This is a genomic window from Mesorhizobium sp. WSM4844, assembly GCF_055811775.1.
The window spans coordinates 26,592-43,404 of record NZ_JBVVQB010000054.1; the positions used below are offsets into that span (position 1 = coordinate 26,592).

General features: G+C 60.2%; 16 protein-coding genes. 15 read left to right on the forward strand and 1 reads right to left on the reverse strand.

The genetic code is table 11. The features are described 5' to 3' along the window. Nucleotides 1–9 precede the first annotated feature (9 nt). Both AC0L2A_RS29150 and AC0L2A_RS29155 read left to right on the forward strand, forming a co-directional pair. A complete protein-coding gene (locus AC0L2A_RS29150) occupies nt 10–1,224 on the forward strand; it encodes a TraB/TrbI/VirB10 family type IV secretion system protein (protein ID WP_473611727.1) in 1,215 nt (404 codons plus the stop codon). Nucleotides 1,225–1,236: 12 nt separating this feature from the next. Next, nucleotides 1,237–1,509, forward strand: coding sequence for a DUF2274 domain-containing protein (locus AC0L2A_RS29155; RefSeq protein WP_065010512.1), 273 nt, complete (start codon nt 1,237–1,239; stop codon nt 1,507–1,509). A 150-nt stretch (nt 1,510–1,659) separates the two neighbouring features. Here the strand turns inward: AC0L2A_RS29155 and hemN are convergent, their stop codons facing one another. Then, nucleotides 1,660–3,009: an oxygen-independent coproporphyrinogen III oxidase gene (hemN, locus tag AC0L2A_RS29160; protein ID WP_473611728.1), complete on the reverse strand. Its 1,350-nt coding sequence runs from the start codon at nt 3,007–3,009 to the stop codon at nt 1,660–1,662. Nucleotides 3,010–3,163: 154 nt separating this feature from the next. Between hemN and AC0L2A_RS29165 the strand changes: the two genes are divergently transcribed. From AC0L2A_RS29165 to ubiM, 13 genes are all read left to right on the forward strand, one after another. After that, nucleotides 3,164–3,913, forward strand: a complete 750-nt coding sequence (locus tag AC0L2A_RS29165) for a Crp/Fnr family transcriptional regulator (RefSeq protein WP_473611730.1) — start codon at nt 3,164–3,166, stop codon at nt 3,911–3,913. Nucleotides 3,914–4,512: 599 nt separating this feature from the next. Next, nucleotides 4,513–6,144: a cytochrome-c oxidase, cbb3-type subunit I gene (ccoN, locus tag AC0L2A_RS29170; RefSeq protein ID WP_473611731.1), complete on the forward strand. Its 1,632-nt coding sequence runs from the start codon at nt 4,513–4,515 to the stop codon at nt 6,142–6,144. Continuing rightward, nucleotides 6,135–6,866, forward strand: coding sequence for a cytochrome-c oxidase, cbb3-type subunit II (gene ccoO / locus AC0L2A_RS29175; RefSeq protein WP_473491879.1), 732 nt, complete (start codon nt 6,135–6,137; stop codon nt 6,864–6,866). Before ccoN ends, ccoO begins: the two co-directional genes overlap by 10 nt. A gap of 11 nt (nt 6,867–6,877) precedes the next feature. Beyond that, a complete protein-coding gene (locus tag AC0L2A_RS29180) occupies nt 6,878–7,027 on the forward strand; it encodes a cbb3-type cytochrome c oxidase subunit 3 (protein WP_473491877.1) in 150 nt (49 codons plus the stop codon). A gap of 2 nt (nt 7,028–7,029) precedes the next feature. Continuing rightward, nucleotides 7,030–7,893 (forward strand): cytochrome-c oxidase, cbb3-type subunit III, encoded by an 864-nt coding sequence (ccoP, locus tag AC0L2A_RS29185; protein ID WP_473491875.1) that lies wholly within the window; start codon nt 7,030–7,032, stop codon nt 7,891–7,893. Nucleotides 7,894–8,059: 166 nt separating this feature from the next. Beyond that, nucleotides 8,060–9,619: a cytochrome c oxidase accessory protein CcoG gene (ccoG, locus tag AC0L2A_RS29190; RefSeq protein WP_473611732.1), complete on the forward strand. Its 1,560-nt coding sequence runs from the start codon at nt 8,060–8,062 to the stop codon at nt 9,617–9,619. Continuing rightward, nucleotides 9,616–10,113 (forward strand): FixH family protein, encoded by a 498-nt coding sequence (locus tag AC0L2A_RS29195; RefSeq protein WP_473611733.1) that lies wholly within the window; start codon nt 9,616–9,618, stop codon nt 10,111–10,113. The genes ccoG and AC0L2A_RS29195 overlap by 4 nt, the downstream gene beginning before the upstream one ends. Continuing rightward, complete coding sequence (locus AC0L2A_RS29200; protein ID WP_473611735.1) at nt 10,110–12,392, forward strand: cation-translocating P-type ATPase; 2,283 nt, start codon at nt 10,110–10,112, stop codon at nt 12,390–12,392. Before AC0L2A_RS29195 ends, AC0L2A_RS29200 begins: the two co-directional genes overlap by 4 nt. Then, a complete protein-coding gene (gene ccoS, locus AC0L2A_RS29205) occupies nt 12,389–12,544 on the forward strand; it encodes a cbb3-type cytochrome oxidase assembly protein CcoS (RefSeq protein WP_008871940.1) in 156 nt (51 codons plus the stop codon). Before AC0L2A_RS29200 ends, ccoS begins: the two co-directional genes overlap by 4 nt. Before the next feature lie 220 nt (nt 12,545–12,764). Beyond that, nucleotides 12,765–12,887 (forward strand): hypothetical protein, encoded by a 123-nt coding sequence (locus tag AC0L2A_RS29210; protein ID WP_473611736.1) that lies wholly within the window; start codon nt 12,765–12,767, stop codon nt 12,885–12,887. Further along, nucleotides 12,884–14,785, forward strand: a complete 1,902-nt coding sequence (locus tag AC0L2A_RS29215) for a glycoside hydrolase family 127 protein (protein WP_473611737.1) — start codon at nt 12,884–12,886, stop codon at nt 14,783–14,785. The genes AC0L2A_RS29210 and AC0L2A_RS29215 overlap by 4 nt, the downstream gene beginning before the upstream one ends. Further along, nucleotides 14,786–15,163 carry a hypothetical protein gene (locus AC0L2A_RS29220; RefSeq protein ID WP_473479540.1) on the forward strand — a complete coding sequence of 126 codons (378 nt, stop codon included), beginning with the start codon at nt 14,786–14,788 and terminating at the stop codon, nt 15,161–15,163. Between the two features lie 124 nt (nt 15,164–15,287). Further along, nucleotides 15,288–16,469, forward strand: coding sequence for a 5-demethoxyubiquinol-8 5-hydroxylase UbiM (gene ubiM / locus AC0L2A_RS29225; RefSeq protein ID WP_473611739.1), 1,182 nt, complete (start codon nt 15,288–15,290; stop codon nt 16,467–16,469). Nucleotides 16,470–16,813 lie beyond the last annotated feature (344 nt).

Genomic DNA, 16,813 nt, shown 5'->3' on the forward strand with positions numbered 1-16,813 from the left:
AGGGTCCTTATGACCGACACTTCCCCAACCAATGCTCCGCCAAAACTCGATCCCGAGCAGCTGCAGTTACGGGCCTCGCCCCGCCGGGCCGTGCGGTTCAGGCGCGGCGTGATCATCGCCATCGCTGCCGTCGGGTCCGGTGCCATCCTGGGCGTCACGATGATGGCGCTGCAGGGACCGGCGCTTCGCTTCAAAGAACAGGCGGAAGATCTCTACAACACTGACCGCAAGCCAACCCCTGAAGGACTTGAAACACTTCCCAAGGACTATTCCGGAGTGAAGCCGAACCATCCTGTGCTTGGACCACCATTGCCGGGCGACCTCGGTCGCCCCATCCTTGAGCGGCGGCGCCAGCTCGGCATCGCGCCAGGGCAGGACAACTCCGCCGAGGAGCAGCGTGTTGCCCAGCAGGCGATTGAGGCGCGCGAATCACAAGTCTTCTTCCGCATTGAAAATCAACCCGAGGAGGCGGGCATCGGCGGTAATGCGAAAAGTGCCCAGCAGCCGTTCGGGGCGCCTCCGCAATCTGATGCCGCTCGGCCGTCAGATTCCGTTGCCCCGGCTGACGGCGATCAGAACAATCAACAACGCAAGCTCGATTTTGTCAGCCAGCGCAACACCAGCGGGATCTACAACCCGCATGCATTGCAGACGCCAGCTTCGCCAAATCAGCTCATGGCCGGCAGCGTGATCGCCGCAAGTCTCATCACCGGCATAAATTCCGACTTGCCCGGGTTTGTCGTCGCGCAGGTCACCGAGAACGTGCACGACACGCTCACCGGCAGCATCCTGCTTATCCCGCAAGGCTCGCGGCTGATCGGGACCTATGACAGCGTCGTCGCTTTTGGGCAAAAACGGGCGCTTCTGGTTTGGCAGCGAATAATACTGCCAGACGGTTCTTCGATCGAGATCGACAATCTGCCGGCGACAGACACTGCCGGCTATGCCGGGCTCGAGGACACGATCGATTTCCACACCTGGCAGCTGATTAAGGGAGTCGCGCTGGCCACATTGCTGGGCGTCGGCACCGAGTTAAGTTTTGGAGAAAACGAAAGCGATCTGGTCAAAGCGATCCGGGAATCCACTCAGCAGAACGTCAGTCAAGCCGGCCAGCGCATCACCGAGAAGAACCTCAATGTTCAGCCCACCATCACCATCCGCCCAGGTTGGCCACTGCGCGTCATCGTGCACAAGGATCTGGTGCTACGGCCATACGCGAGTTGAGCGGGAGTGAATATGGCCAACTTGAAACTTGGAAAGCTTCCAGACCGAACACCTTCGAAGATTACCATCACCGTCAGCGCGGAGTTGGGCCGAGCACTCAAGGAGTATGCTGCCCTTTATCGTCAGGCCTATGGCGAGTCTGAAACGGTGGCGGAACTCATCCCTTTCATGCTGGCGGGGTTTTTGGAAGGCGACCGAGCGTTTGCCAAGGCCAGAAAAGAAGGTTTGCCGACGTCCAGCATGCCGGAGAAGTCGCGGCGTCTGGCAGGCTCAGATTCCGAGTAATCAAGGCAATGAGTGAACCGCCCGCACACGAGCCTCGATGGACTAACTCCGCTTGAATATGTAACCCGATCCGTCAAGGATCACACGTGAACAGGCTCACTCACAAATGGAGGCAAACAGGGGCACGTCACCGCGACCGCACTCTTTGGCTCAAACTGCAACCGAGTGCCTGGCCCGTCCGCTTTGGAAATATTTGTCGAACCTGGCCGCGATGCTTCGGACGAATGGGCGACTTTCAGCCGGCACGACGAAACGGTCGCCATCCAGTTCAAGCAATCGAACGGGATCGTGGAGGGCCATGGTACTCGACTCAAGAAGGAGCTTCTGGCCGGCTTTGCCGAAGCGTTCCAGCAGATCGACTGCCGAGAAGGCGAAATCACACATCAGCCTCTCGATGATCCAGCCGCGAACGCGGTCGTCGTCGGAAAGGGCGATACCGCGGACAACCGCCAGCCCGCCATGCGCAACCATACTTCCGTACTCGGCGGTCGAAATATTGTTCTGCACGTAGCCTTGGCGAAAACGGCCGATGGACGAAGGGCCAAGCCCGATCAGTGTCTCGCAGCAATCCTCCGTGTAGCCTTGAAAATTGCGATGCAAAGCCCCTGCGCGGGCCGCTATCGCCAAGGCATCGCCTGGCTGGGCGAAATGATCGAGCCCTATTGCTTCATACCCTTTGTCCACAATCGCTCGCGCGGCGAGTTGCGATTGCGCCAAGCGCTCCGTGGGGCCAGGCAGCCACGCCTCTTTGATTATCGTCTGATGCTTCTTGAACCAGGGCACATGCGCGTAGCCGAACAGCGCCATCCTGTCCGGTTCCAGGGTCAGCGCCTGCGCTACGGTGGAACAGACGCTCTCCCTACTCTGGTGCGGCAATCCGTAGAGCAGGTCCAGATTGACGGAACCGACGCCGCGGGAGCGAACTCCGTCGACGACAGCCTTCGTTTGCAAAAAGCTTTGCTCGCGGTTGATTGCCTTTTGCACTTTTGGCTCGAAATCCTGGACGCCGAGACTCGCCCTAGTCATGCCGATTTCGGCCAGCGCATCAAGGCGCGCCTCATCCATGTCGTTTGGATCGATCTCGACGCTGATTTTTGTGTCCGGGACAAAATCGAAGCTGTCCCGCAAAAACGCGCCAAGCGTCACCATGTCCTCGGGCTTCAGCATGGTGGGCGAACCGCCGCCGAAGTGGACTGCGCGGACATGGCCCTTGCCGCTGACGAGACCCGCAACCGTCGCGATCTCCGCGTGTAGCGAGCGCAGATAGGCCGTCACCGGCTCATAGTGGCGCGTCTGCTTGGTATGACACGCACAGAACCAGCAGAGTCTGTCGCAATAGGGGATGTGCAGATAGAGCGAGATCTCGCTGCCACTTTTAAGCGCCTCCAGCCAGCCACGATAAACCGCAGGATTGACGCCCGCGTGGAAATGCGGTGCAGTCGGATAACTGGTATAGCGCGGGACGTTCTCGCCAACCTGGGCAGCTATTTCGGACTGCATGTTGTGGTCCACCATGTTTGCATCGCTGGAACTCTGGGCTTATTGGCAAGCCAAAGCCCTGATTTCGGTCAGCAACTCGGACAAACTGCCGCAAGGATTTTTCTACCTTAGATTGCTACTCTGTCGGCGCTTGGGAGAAGGGTAGAGCGACGGCATGACATTACGGCAAGACATTCACAGTTCCGGCGTTCCCGTTCTTTGCCTCTCTTGCGAGGCAAGGCGTCGTGGTGTCTGCGGTGCGCTCGATCCAGACCGTTTGGTTGGGCTCGCCAAAAATTCGACGCGGCACAAGATCGAGCCGGGAGTCGAACTGATCGGCGATGCCGAGGCCGTCGACAGCTATTCGAATGTGCTTTCAGGCGTGGTGAAGCTAACAAAGAGCCTTTCGGACGGGCGCCAGCAGATCGTAGCGCTCCGGTTTGCGCCGGATTTTCTGGGACGACCCTTCAAGGTGGAAAGCGAGATCAATGCGGAAGCGGCAACAGCTGTCACGCTGTGCTCGTTTCCGAAGGCAGCCGTGGAACGGATGATGAAGGAATCACCGGAACTCGAGCATCGCCTGCTCAGGCAGACGCTGGACGAACTCGACGCAGCACGCGAATGGATGGTGACGCTGGGGCGCAAGACGGCATCGGAAAAGGTGGCGAGTTTTCTCGTCATGATCGCCCGGAATATCGATTCCAGTGTTGACCCGGCCGCCAGGTCAGCGTCGTTCGATCTGCCGCTGACTCGTGCCGACATCTCTGATTTCCTTGGACTTACGAACGAGACCGTGAGCCGCCAGCTGACGCGATTGCGAGCTGACGGCGTGATCCGGATCGAGAACAAACGCCGCGTGATCGTGGACAGCATGAGCCGGCTGGAGCAGCGTTGCGGCAGCCGAATGGCGCGGCAGTTTGGATAGGCCCAAGCTGCGGGGTCTGCGTCGCCAACTCCGTTTCGTGGCGCCGTTCGAATGCAATGTCGCCATAACCCTTCGTGATGCCGCGGCAGCATGAACCCGACAGCTTCCGCGCTCGCTATCGGATCACCTGACCAATCGCCAGGAGTGTTTCGGACAGCTCGCCGGCGAAGCATTGATCCCCGAGGTGGCCGACGCGCAAGCGGCTGGTGGAGGCAAGATTGCCCCTCCTCGAACCGGTGAATGACACGAAGCAACGCAACGATTGCGTTGGCCGTCCCGAGCCATTCGAAGCGAGCGACGTTTAGCAAGGCACGACAGTACTTTTCAGCTCGTCGCAGAGCCCCAGCTTTTTCGAATGGGCACGCCTCATTGTGTCGCCCGTCTCCACGCCCGCCCCGGCTCCGAGCCCACCCCACTTGTCCATGAGCGAGCAGGCCCGCTACGTTCCCTCTTCATTCGCCACCATCTGATTGCGCCGAACTCGATGCTGCCGGAAACAAAACGGGCGGCCCTGACATGGATCAGGGCGAGCAGGCGGCGGCTGCGCAATTGATGCACAGCGGATTTGGCGTCCGCCGGATTCGAGATCGGGATTTGCGATGAAATTCGGCACAGAGATCGTGCTTCTAAGCCTGTTTGCTTTTGCGGCCCTGGTGGCTGCCGGTTTCGGCGTAGATGAACCTTTCCGCCAGCATATGTGGGTGTTGTTCTTCGCCGTAGCTGGTTTCACCGCGATCCTGTTGCGCAATACGGAGTTCAAGCCTGCAGTTCCGATAGACCCCTCCGCTTTTATGGACGGTCCAATCCGTTACGGGGCCGTCGCGACGGTGTTTTGGGGCGTCGTAGGCATGCTGGTTGGTGTGGTCATCGCGCTGCAGCTTGCCTATCCCGATCTCAGCGTCGAGCCCTGGTTCAACTTTGGCCGCTTGCGGCCGTTGCATACATCCGGCGTGGTTTTTGCCTTCGGCGGCAATGCGTTGCTTTGCACGTCCCTTTATGTCGTACAGCGCACCTGCAGCGCCCGGCTGTTCGGCGGCAATCTGGCCTGGTTCGTGTTCTGGGGCTATCAGCTGTTCATCGTCATGGCTGCGACGGGCTACCTGCTCGGCATCACCGAAAGCCGCGAATACGCCGAGCCCGAATGGTATATGGATCTTTGGCTGACCATCGTCTGGGTCGCCTACCTCGTCCTGTTCCTCGGCACCATTTTGAAGCGCAGGGAACCGCACATCTACGTCGCCAACTGGTTCTACCTGTCCTTCATCGTGACCATCGCGATGCTGCATGTGATCAACAACCTGTCGATGCCAGTCTCGTTCGTGGGTTCAAAAAGCTATTCAGCCTTCTCCGGCGTCCAGGACGCCTTGACGCAGTGGTGGTACGGCCACAATGCCGTGGGCTTCTTTCTCACCGCCGGCTTCCTTGGCATGATGTACTATTTCGTGCCGAAGCAGGCGAACCGGCCAGTCTATTCCTACCGGCTGTCGATCATCCACTTCTGGGCTTTGATCTTTCTCTACATCTGGGCCGGCCCGCACCACCTCCACTACACCGCCCTGCCGGACTGGGCCCAGACGCTCGGCATGGCGTTCTCGATCATGCTTTGGATGCCCTCCTGGGGCGGCATGATCAACGGCCTGATGACGCTGTCCGGCGCCTGGGACAAGCTGCGGACGGACCCGATCATCCGCATGATGGTCATGGCCATAGCCTTCTATGGCATGTCGACCTTCGAAGGCCCGATGATGTCAATCAGGGCCGTCAATTCGCTGTCGCACTACACCGACTGGACCATCGGTCACGTCCATTCGGGCGCACTCGGTTGGGTCGGCATGATCTCGTTCGGCGCGGTCTATTTCATGGTGCCGAAGTTGTGGAACCGCGAGCGGCTCTATTCGCTGCGACTAGTGAACTGGCACTTCTGGTTGGCAACGCTGGGGATCGTCGTCTACGCCGCGGTGATGTGGGTCTCCGGCGTCATGCAGGGCCTTATGTGGCGCGAATACGACGAGCAGGGCTTTCTGGTTTTCTCGTTCGCCGAAACTGTCGCCGCCATGCATCCGTTCTACATCATGCGTGCCATCGGCGGCGCGATGTACCTGTCCGGCGCCCTTATCATGGCATGGAACGTCGCCATGACAATCCTCGGTTACCAGCGCGAGGAGAAACCGATGCCGCGTCCCATCGCCGCCGTCCGACCTGCGCGATCAGGAGCCAGCAAATGGGCTTGATGGACAAACATGCCGCCATCGAGAAGAACGCCACGCTGCTTCTCGTCGGCTCCCTTCTGGTGGTGACGATCGGCGGCATCGTCGAGATCGCGCCGCTCTTCTATCTCGACAATACGATCGAGAAGGTCGAAGGCATGCGGCCCTATTCGCCGCTCGAACTCGCCGGCCGCAACATCTATGTGCGCGAGGGCTGCTACCTCTGCCATAGTCAGATGATCAGGCCGTTCCGCGACGAGGTCGAGCGCTATGGGCATTACAGCCTGGCGGCCGAGTCGATGTACGACCACCCGTTCCAGTGGGGATCGAAGCGCACAGGACCGGATCTCGCGCGGGTGGGCGACCGTTATTCGAATGGATGGCACGTCCAGCATCTTACCGACCCGCGCTCCGTGGTGCCGGAATCGATTATGCCGAGCTACGCGTTCCTGAGGGAGACGCGGATCGAGGTGAAGGACTTCTCGACGCACCTGATCGCGAACAGCCGTGTGGGCGTGCCCTACTCCGACGACATGATCGCGAGCGCGAATGCCGATCTCATGGCGCAGGCCGATCCCAACGTCGACACGTCCGGTCTTGAAGCGCGGTATCCGAAGGCCAAGCTCGGTGACTTCGATGGCAATCCGCAACAGGTCACCGAGATGGACGCGCTGGTCGCTTACCTCCAGATGCTTGGCACTCTGGTCGATTTCAAAAACTACGACGAAGCCGCCGGTTACCGCTGAGGAGAATGGTGATGACCTACAACTTCATGCGGGCGTTTGCCGACACTTGGGGCCTCCTCGTTATGGTGCTGTTCTTCGTCGGATGCATCACCTTTGCGCTCCGTCCCGGCAGCAGGACCCGAGCCGACGAAGCTGGTCAAATCCCTCTCAAGGACGACTGATCGTGAGCGGTGAGCACATTGACGAAGTCTCCGGCGTCTCGACCACCGGCCATGAATGGGACGGGATCAAGGAGTTCAACAATCCGCTCCCGCGCTGGTGGGTGATCACCTTCTACGTCACCATCGTCTGGGCGATCGCCTACACTATCGCTTATCCAGCATGGCCTATGCTGAGCTCCGCCACCCGAGGCGTGCTCGCCTATTCCAGCCGCAACGATGTCAAGAATGAGCTGGCAGCGGCCGAGGTCGCCAAGGGTAAGTATGTTGCCGCCCTTCAGGCGAAGACCGTCTCCGAGATTGCTGCCGACGATGTGTTGCGCGGATTCGCTATCGCGGCCGGTGGCGCCGCGTTCAAGGTCAATTGCGTTCAGTGTCATGGCTCCGGCGCCCAGGGTTCGAAGGGCTTTCCCAACCTGAATGATGACGACTGGCTGTGGGGCGGCAAGGCCGAGCAGATCCAGCAGACAATCGCGCACGGCATCCGCTTTGCCTCCGACCCCGACACGCGCCTTTCGGAAATGCCGGCCTTTGGTGACATCATTACGCCCGAGCAGATTAGACAGGTCAGCGCTTATGTCTCGAGTCTCTCCGGCGCTGTTGGCGATCAAGCATTGGTCATACCCGGCGCCAATGTTTTCGCCGAGAATTGTGCCGCCTGTCATGGCGATAAGGCAAAGGGAAACACGGAGCTTGGCGCACCCGACCTGACCGACGCGATCTGGCTCTACGGGGCGGGCGAGACGGCTATTGCCGCGCAGGTTCGCGCGCCAAAGCAAGGCGTCATGCCGGCCTGGGTTGGGCGTCTCGGCGAGGTCAAGGTCAAGGAACTTGCGGTTTATGTCCATTCGCTTGGCGGCGGAGAATAGGAACGGAAGCCTATTCTCGGCCTCCCCCTGCCAAGCGACGAGGCCCGGCGCGAGCCGGGCCTCGACACCATTCCGGCTGCGACCTGCATCAACACGGGGCGGACCGCCTAAGGCGAGGCTGTTCGAAGGGCGGCCCTGACATCGGCAGCGGGACTGGAGATGCTACGTGCGTGATAAAACGCAGACAGAACCGCCCGGAGCAGAAGCGATCGACTCCCCCAACACCCGTGAGCCGCTTTATGCCCCGCGCAAGAAGGTTTTCCCGAAGCGAATCTCGGGTAATTTCCGTCGCTTCAAATGGCTGGTGATGGCGATCACGCTGGCGATCTACTATCTGACGCCCTGGCTGCGCTGGGACCGAGGTCCGTTTGCACCGGACCAGGCCGTGCTGATCGATCTTACCAACCGCCGCTTCTATTTCTTCTTCATCGAGATTTGGCCGCAGGAATTCTACTATGTGGCCGGCCTTCTCGTTATGGCCGGCATCGGCCTTTTCCTGGTCACATCCACCGTTGGCAGGGCCTGGTGCGGCTATACCTGCCCGCAGACGGTATGGGTCGATCTGTTTCTAGCTGTAGAGCGTGCGATCGAGGGAGATCGCAATGCTCGCATAAAGCTCGACGCGGGATCCTGGACTGCGCGCAAGCTTGTGCTGCGTGTATCGAGACACGCCATCTGGCTGGCCATAGCGGCAGCGACCGGCGGTGCCTGGATCTTCTATTTCGCCGATGCGCCATCTCTGATTGGCGAGCTCTTCGCTGGCACCGCTGCGCCGGTCGCCTACATCACCATCGGCGTGCTGACGGCAACCACCTACACATTCGGTGGACTGATGCGCGAGCAGGTCTGCACCTACATGTGCCCGTGGCCGCGCATCCAGGCGGCCATGCTCGACGAGAATTCGCTCACTGTGACCTACAATGACTGGCGCGGGGAACCCCGTTCGCGCCATGCCAAGAAGGCTCTTGCCGCAGGGCAGCCGGTTGGAGACTGCGTTGATTGCAATGCATGTGTCGCGGTCTGTCCGATGGGGATCGACATCCGCGACGGCCAGCAGCTCGAATGCATCACCTGCGCGCTCTGCATCGACGCCTGTGACGGCGTAATGAACAAACTCGGCAAGGACCGCGGGCTAATCTCGTATGCGACGCTGTCCGATTACAACGCCAACATGGCGGCGGCGACCGCAGGCGGCGCTTGCTCGGTGAATCCGTCGCTGGTGCGGACAGACGGCAGCGCTTTCTCCGACAGGTTAGCCCATTTCCATGTCCGCAAGATCTTTCGACCGCGCACCTTCGTCTACATGAGTGCGTGGTCGGCGGTCGGTCTCGCCTTACTCTACTCGCTGCTGACGCGCGATCGGCTCGAGGTCAACGTTCTGCACGACCGCAATCCGCAGTTCGTCACGCTGTCCGATGGTTCGATCCGCAATGGTTACACCGTCAAGCTGCTCAATATGATCCCAGAGCCAAGAACGATCGTCGTCACCATGCAGGGCCTGGCGGATGCCGAGATGAGCGTCGTCGGGATCGACATGCCTGCGGATCGCTCCCTCTCCGTTCCGGTCGAACCGGACCGGCTGAAGACGTTGAAGGTTTTCGTCCGCCAGCCGGCGGAACAGATCAATGCCCAAGGGCAGACGTTCAAGTTCCGGGTCGAGGACAAGGCGAGCTTCGAGTCGGACGAATACACGGCCACGTTCAACGCACCGGAGATCGTTAGATGAGCGTCAATGCACGAAGGCCCCGCAAATTCACCGGCAGGCATATGTTGCGTATCATCCTTAGCTTTTTCGGCGTGATCGTTGGTGTGAACCTGACCATGGCAACACTCGCCAGCACGAGCTGGACCGGCCTTGTCGTCGAAAATACTTATGTCGCGAGCCAGCAGTTCAACCGGATGGCCGAGCAAGGGCGCGCGCAGGCCGCACTCGGCTGGACCGGCAAACTGACCATCGCACGGGGCGAGGTCCGCTACGGCCTCAGCGATGCCGCCGGCAAAGCGGTCCAGTTGCACGGCGTCAGGCTCCTGTTCCGTCATCCCGCCTACGAGGCCGAGGACAAAGCCGTCATGCTTTCGCTCGCCGCGAGCCAGGAATTTGCCGCCCAGCATACGCCAAGGGACGGCGTCTGGATTGTCCAAGTCGACGCCGATGCTGGCCTCGCAGAACCCTATCGCGACGTCCGTCGAATTATAATTTCCCATGGAGCGTTACAATGAGCTGTTGTGCACCGGGCGCCGAAACGGCGCTGGATCTGGAAAGCAGCATATCCGTCCTGCCATCAAACCAGGAGGTCAGGCTGGCGAGCCGCTCGCTTGGCGGCGATCTGCACCAAACCGATCTCTCGGTCCCGACGGTGCATTGCGCAGCCTGCATCCAGAGTATCGAGAGGGCGCTTGGAAAACTCGATCGCGTCGAGGGTGTACGTGTCAACCTGTCGACGAAACGGGTTGCGATCCGGTGGCGCGGAAATGAGGTTCCACCGTTTGTCGCCGCGCTTGGACGGCTGGGATACGAAGCGCATTTGTTCGCGCCCGAGACAGGGGAGAAGGACAAGACGCTATCGGAGCTGATCCGGGCCGTAGGGGTTGCCGGCTTTGCAGCGGGCAACATCATGCTGCTTTCAATGTCAGTCTGGTCCGGCGCTGAAGGTGCGACCCGCGACCTGTTCCACTGGGTCTCGGCACTGATCGCCATCCCCGCGCTTGCCTTCGCTGGTGGCATCTACTTCCGCTCCGCATGGAACGCATTGCGTCACGGCCGCATGAACATGGATGTGCCGATTGCGGTTGGTGTCTCGCTCGCCTATGCGATGAGCCTTTACGAAACCATCAACCATGGCGATCACGCTTACTTCGATGCATCGGTATCGCTGCTGTTCTTCCTGCTGATCGGCCGCACGCTTGATCACGTGATGCGCGAGCGTGCCCGGACCGCGGTGAACGGTCTGTCACGGCTGGCGGCGCGCGGCGCCACAGTATTGCGCGACGATGGCACGCGCGACTACCGGCCGGTTGGCGAGATCGAACCAGGCATGCAGTTGCTGATCGCTGCCGGCGATCGGATTCCCGTCGACGGCAAGGTCATTCGAGGCTCTTCGGATCTCGACTGTTCACTGGTTTGCGGTGAGAGCACACCCAGAACCGTGGCGACAGGGGAAACCGTGCAGGCCGGCACGCACAATCTCACCGGCCCACTGACGGTCGAGGCGACAGCCGCCGCAAAAGACTCCTTCCTGGCCGAAATGGTCCGGCTGATGGAAGCCGCCGAGGGCGGTCGCGCGCATTATCGCAGGATCGCCGACCGCGTTTCAGCGCTCTATGCTCCAGTGGTTCATCTGACCGCCTTCCTGACGTTCCTTGGCTGGATGGCGGCGACCGGCGATTGGCACCGGGCAGTAACAAACGCTATCGCCGTTCTCATCATCACCTGCCCATGTGCGCTCGGTCTCGCCGTGCCGATCGTGCAGGTGGTCGCTGCGCGGCGTCTGTTCGAAAGCGGTGTCATGGTCAAGGATGGTTCGGCCATGGAGCGCCTGGCGGCGATCGACACGGCCGTGTTCGACAAGACAGGAACGCTTACGCTCGGACAGCCCCGGCTCGTCAATGCGTCGTCAGTCGATCCGGCCATGCTGGCAATCGCTGCCGAGATGGCCGCGCACTCCCGTCACCCGCATTCAAACGCCATTGCCACCTTTGCCGGTTTCGCCGGTCAGCCAAAGCTCGAAGCTGTCAGCGAACACCCCGGATTCGGCATCGAAGCCACCGCGAGGGGAAGCACCTGGCGACTGGGGCGGCGCGGTTGGGCTGGATGGAAGGCCCGAACCGGTGGCGAAAGCAGATACGGCGGAACGGTTCTGACCAAAGACGGGATCATCGTGGCGTCCTTTGTCTTCAAGGACGCGCTGCGTCCGGACGCCAGGGCGGCCATCGAGCAATTGAACAACGCCCGAGTTTCCGTGGAAATGCTGTCGGGCGATACCGGGGCTGCCTGCGGCGAGGTCGCGACGACGTTGGGGATACATCACTTTGTTCCGGCGCTGCTTCCTTCGGGCAAGGTCAAATATATTGAAAGCCTGGCGAAGGACGGCCACAAGGTGCTCATGGTTGGCGACGGCCTCAACGACACCCCTGCGCTGGGCGCGGCACATGTCTCGATCGCTCCAGCCACGGCGGCCGATGTCGGCCGCAAAGCTGCGGATTTCGTTTTCCTGCACGAAAGCCTTTCGGCCGTCTCCCTTGCCCTCGACGTTTCGCGAAAGGCCGGACAACTGATCCGGCAAAACATCGCCATCGCGATTGTCTACAACGCCATTGCCGTCCCGATCGCCATTTTGGGGCAGGTAACACCATTGATTGCGGCAATCGCGATGTCGGCCTCATCACTGCTTGTCATTGGCAATGCGTCGAGGCTGCAAGGTTTTGTGCCAGACGTGCCAAGGAGAACTGCTCCGCCTGATAGCCGCTCCCACACCGGCACATTGACGCAACCCTCATGACAATCCTGGTCTATCTCATACCGGTGGCTCTGTTGTTGGGCGGGCTTGGACTGTCTGGCTTCCTGTGGGCCTTGAGGAGTGGTCAATACGAGGATCTCGACGGAGCCGCCGAGCGTATCCTCATTGACCGGGACGAGAGGCCGGAACGCTGATTCCGTCACTCGAGGGCCTGCGTGGCCCATTCCGCCATGCAAGCGGCTGATGCCACGAAGTACCTCCCACGGCCGCACGAGCGCTGGCGATGTACGTGTTCCAAGTGCAACGGAGCGGATAGACTGGCGGCGCGGGTTTGTCGTGTCTGGCTGACCCAGATCAGTGCTGTCTCCTCATCGCCCTGATTTCAATGGACGAGTCTTTTCAAGGGGAGAACGCATGTCTGGCCGGACGGAAGCTGAGCGGTATCAGGTGCTGGCCATGTTCGCCGGGGGCGCCGGCATTGTCGAAGCCGTGACCAGGCCGGCGCACGTCATTGCAGGAGCCGATGCGTTCGAATGAGCGAGTTCAAGCCAGTTCGGTTCGTTGATGTCGCGCTGGAGGGGCAATTCTGGCGCGAGCGGCTGGAGACGGTGCTGACACGGACCATCCCCAGCCAGCACGTCCAGCTTGGCAAGCAAGGTGTATTGCTGTCCCTCACACTGCCGAACCAGTCGCTGCCACTGAGCGTCCCAGTCAACGAGCACGATTCCGGGCAGGTGTTCTGGGATTCCGACGCCGGCAAGTGGATAGAAGCAGCATCCTACGCGCTGTCACACAGGCGTGATCCCGACATCGAGGCATGGATCGAAAACATTATCGATGATCTCGAAAAGGCGCAGGCTGCCGACGGTTATCTGAACTGCTGGTACCTGCAGCGCGAGCCCGACAAGCGCTGGACCAACCTGCGCGACAATCACGAACTCTACAATCTTGGACATCTGCTCGAGGGCGGTATCGCCTACTTCCTCGCGACGGGCCGGCGCCGGCTCCTGGACATCCTTGAGCGGTATGTTGACCATGTGCGCAACACATTCGGCCCGAACCCCGGCCAGAAGCGCGGCTATTGCGGCCATCAGGAAATCGAGTTGGCCCTCGTTAAGCTCTATCGCTTGACTGGAGACAGAATGCATCTCGACCTCGCGGCCTATTTCATGAATGAGCGCGGGCGTCAGCCGCACTACTTCGATCAGGAAGCGGTCGCGCGCGGGGAGAACCCCAGGGATTTTAGGGCGAAAAGATATGAGTACAACCAGTCGCACAGGCCGGTGCGCGAGCAAACTAAGGTGGTCGGACATGCGGTCCGAGCGATGTACATGCTTTCTGCCATGGCCGACCTCGCGGCGGAACTGAATGACGACAGCCTCAAGAAAGCATGCGAGGTGCTCTGGGCCGACGTCATCTCCTCGAAAATCTACATCACGTCCGGCTTGGGTCCGGCTGCCGCGAATGAAGGCTTTACTGAGGATCACGACCTGCCGAACGATACGGCGTATGCGGAGACCTGCGCCTCAGTAGGCCTGATCTTCTGGGCACATCGCATGCTGCATCTCGAACTCGACGGCCGATACGCCGACGTTCTGGAACAGGCGTTGTTCAACGGCGCGCTGACCGGCCTTTCGCGCGATGGCGAGCGCTATTTCTACTCCAATCCGCTCGAGAGCGATGGGCGACGCAGCAGATGGGCCTGGCACTCATGCCCATGCTGCACGATGAATTCGTCTCGTCTGATTGCTTCTATCGGAGGCTATTTCGTCTCGGCCAGTGAAAACGCAATCGCCTTCCATCTCTACGGCGGCGTTTCGACGAACATCCAACTCGCTACGGGCAATGTGTTCCTGCGGGAAACCAGCGCCTATCCATTTTTCGGCTCGATCAGGATCGAGGTCAGCCCTGACGCGCCGACCGAGTTCACGATCAACCTCCGCATTCCCGGTTGGGCTCATGAAGCCGAAGCTTCGGTCGGGGGATGTGCAGTCGACGTGACGGCATGCACCAGAAATGGCTATCTTGCGATCTCGCGGCTATGGAATGCCGGAGACACCATCGCCCTCGAACTACCGATTTCTCCCGAGCGCATCTATGCTCATCCCTCGGTCAAGCAGGATATCGGCCGGGTGGCGCTTAAGCGCGGACCATTGGTTTATTGCGTTGAAGAGGTCGACAATCCCGGGGCGCCCGTGCAGCAGCTCACACTGCCGCGAGAGTCCAAGATCGAAACGATGGAACGGGGCGATCTTTTCGATGGCGTGGTCACGCTGACTGCCTCCGCGCAGCGCGTCGAAGACCAAGGCTGGGGAGACAGCCTATACAGAAATACGCCCCCCATCGCTTCGGACTGCCGGCTAACCGCCCTGCCATACTATCTCTGGAACAATCGGGCAAAAGGCTCGATGCAAGTGTGGCTGCTGGAAAGCTGAATGGCCGAGGTGAGAAACCCGTTGGTTGGCTGGCTATCTGCCCAGGTGAGCGGAGTATGCCAAAGTTTTGTTTGCAGGAGTGAACGGATGTCGCGATTTCGCCTATTGACGATCTTCATGTCGGGAATGCTGGGAACGGCGACGTTGCCGGATCCAGTCGCCTCGGCACCAGTCCTCAACCCCGCCAATCGCAATGGGCTGGTCGAGCAGAACGAATTATTGATGCTGGAGAACAGGCTGCGGCGGCAGCAATACCAGCAGCAGCAGCAGCAGTTCCGTTCCCAGGATCGCGAGATCGCGCCGCAGCAACGGCCCGATCGACCGCTTACTTGCCAGCTACAGCCGTCAAGCAACGGCTTTGTGAGCATCTGCCGCTGATGAGGCGGCTTGCCACTTATTTAGGCGGCCATAGCTTGTGCGCGTCGTGCTTAACTAGCATCAGAGGCGTTTTTTCGCAGCTCGTGCTTGGGCACTGGAGAGCCTACGCGATGGCGCCACGCTGATGGCCGACTCCGATGACAGCTTCGACATCATTGTCGTTGGAGCGGGGCCGGTCGGACTTTGCTTCGCCGCATCACTCGCTCAAAGCCAACTCAAGGTCGCAGTTGTCGAACAGAACTCAATTGATACTCTCGCCAATCCGCCTTTTGACGGCCGGGAAATCGCGCTGACCCACGCCTCGATCAGAATCCTTCGCGAGATCGGCGCCTGGGATGCCATCCCCGCTTCGGACAAATCACAGCTTCACGGCGCGCGCGTGCTCAACGGTTCGAGCCCTTTCGCTCTGCGTTTCGATCCTCCCAGCGGGTCTGGAGAACCCCTCGGAGTTTTGGTCCCAAATTGCCGGATCCGCGACGCGCTGTTCAAGACAATCCACGTGCAGAATCACGCGCGGCTGCTGTGCGGCCACTCGGTCGTAGATGCAACAACCAGCCACACAGGAGCACTCGTAACGCTGTCTAATGGCGTGCAGTTGAACGCTAGCCTTGTGGTTGCCGCCGATTCACGTCTGTCGGCCACTCGTGATCTGCTCGGCATAGGCGCCGATATCAATCGGCTTGGCTACTCGATGCTAATATGCCGGGTGCGGCATGAGCGCCCCCACCACCAGGTGGCAATCGAATGGTTCGATCACCATCAGACGATAGCGATGTTGCCCCTGGCGGAGGGAGTGTCGTCGCTGCTGCTCACCCTGCGCTCAAACGAGGCCGATAGACTGCTTGCCTTCAGCGACCATTTGTTTCTGAGGGAATTGACGAACCGGTGTCGAGGGCGCCTTGGAAAAATGACCTTGGCAAGCAAGCGCCATACCTATCCGCTGGTCACGACTTGGGCGCACAAATTCCGAGCTCCCAGCACCGCACTCATCGGCGACGCTGCCATCGGCATGCACCCGGTTACTGCGCATGGTTTCAACATCGGTATCAGCGGCCAGAAGCAACTCGCCTATGGAATCCTAGCAGCATGTCGCGACGGTCGCGAGATTGCCGATCCCGACATGCTGCACGGATACGAAAGGTGGCTGCGCCTGTCAGCGGCGCCGCTCTTCCACGGCACGAACATTCTCGTCGCACTCTACTCAAGCGAGCACCCGGCGGCACGGCTTGCACGACATGTGGGGCTTCGGTTCGCCCAACATGCCCCCTTTATGCGGCATGGCATTTCGGCCATGCTTAGGCGATGAAACCGTACCAGCAGCTTTGGACCTTGCGCGATGAAAAGGGCCTCATTCGCCGGAGTAATCGCTGCCCCTGCACGCAGAGGCGGCAGCTTCCCGCGGCAGGCCCTAAATGTCGCCCCGAGAGGTACTATCTCAGCGCTTGATTTGGCTGATCAGCCCAGAGGCTGATGTAGCGCTGAAGAGTTAACCCCTCCTTTAGTAGGCTTGCATAGACATGTGCTGCGTACAAGCAGGAGATGCAAGCTGACCGGCCGAACATGAAGAAAGAAGACGCGCTGGAGGCCAGAATCCTTGGAGATCAGCTTGCTGATCTGAAGGCCGGTCTCTTCGTATCGATGCCGATAAGC

Excerpts from the sequence above, each read along its gene's own strand:
- AC0L2A_RS29220 (WP_473479540.1), top strand. The coding sequence starts at position 14,786 with ATGGCCGAGGTGAGAAACCCGTTGGTTGGCTGGCTATCTGCCCAGGTG.
- AC0L2A_RS29200 (WP_473611735.1), top strand. The coding sequence starts at position 10,110 with ATGAGCTGTTGTGCACCGGGCGCCGAAACGGCGCTGGATCTGGAAAGC.
- ccoN (WP_473611731.1), top strand. The coding sequence starts at position 4,513 with ATGAAATTCGGCACAGAGATCGTGCTTCTAAGCCTGTTTGCTTTTGCG.
- ccoS (WP_008871940.1), top strand. The coding sequence starts at position 12,389 with ATGACAATCCTGGTCTATCTCATACCGGTGGCTCTGTTGTTGGGCGGG.
- hemN (WP_473611728.1), bottom strand. The coding sequence starts at position 3,009 with ATGCAGTCCGAAATAGCTGCCCAGGTTGGCGAGAACGTCCCGCGCTAT.
- AC0L2A_RS29195 (WP_473611733.1), top strand. The coding sequence starts at position 9,616 with ATGAGCGTCAATGCACGAAGGCCCCGCAAATTCACCGGCAGGCATATG.
- AC0L2A_RS29155 (WP_065010512.1), top strand. The coding sequence starts at position 1,237 with ATGGCCAACTTGAAACTTGGAAAGCTTCCAGACCGAACACCTTCGAAG.
- AC0L2A_RS29165 (WP_473611730.1), top strand. The coding sequence starts at position 3,164 with ATGACATTACGGCAAGACATTCACAGTTCCGGCGTTCCCGTTCTTTGC.
- ccoO (WP_473491879.1), top strand. The coding sequence starts at position 6,135 with ATGGGCTTGATGGACAAACATGCCGCCATCGAGAAGAACGCCACGCTG.
- ubiM (WP_473611739.1), top strand. The coding sequence starts at position 15,288 with ATGGCCGACTCCGATGACAGCTTCGACATCATTGTCGTTGGAGCGGGG.
- AC0L2A_RS29210 (WP_473611736.1), top strand. The coding sequence starts at position 12,765 with ATGTCTGGCCGGACGGAAGCTGAGCGGTATCAGGTGCTGGCCATGTTC.
- AC0L2A_RS29180 (WP_473491877.1), top strand. The coding sequence starts at position 6,878 with ATGACCTACAACTTCATGCGGGCGTTTGCCGACACTTGGGGCCTCCTC.
- AC0L2A_RS29215 (WP_473611737.1), top strand. The coding sequence starts at position 12,884 with ATGAGCGAGTTCAAGCCAGTTCGGTTCGTTGATGTCGCGCTGGAGGGG.
- AC0L2A_RS29150 (WP_473611727.1), top strand. The coding sequence starts at position 10 with ATGACCGACACTTCCCCAACCAATGCTCCGCCAAAACTCGATCCCGAG.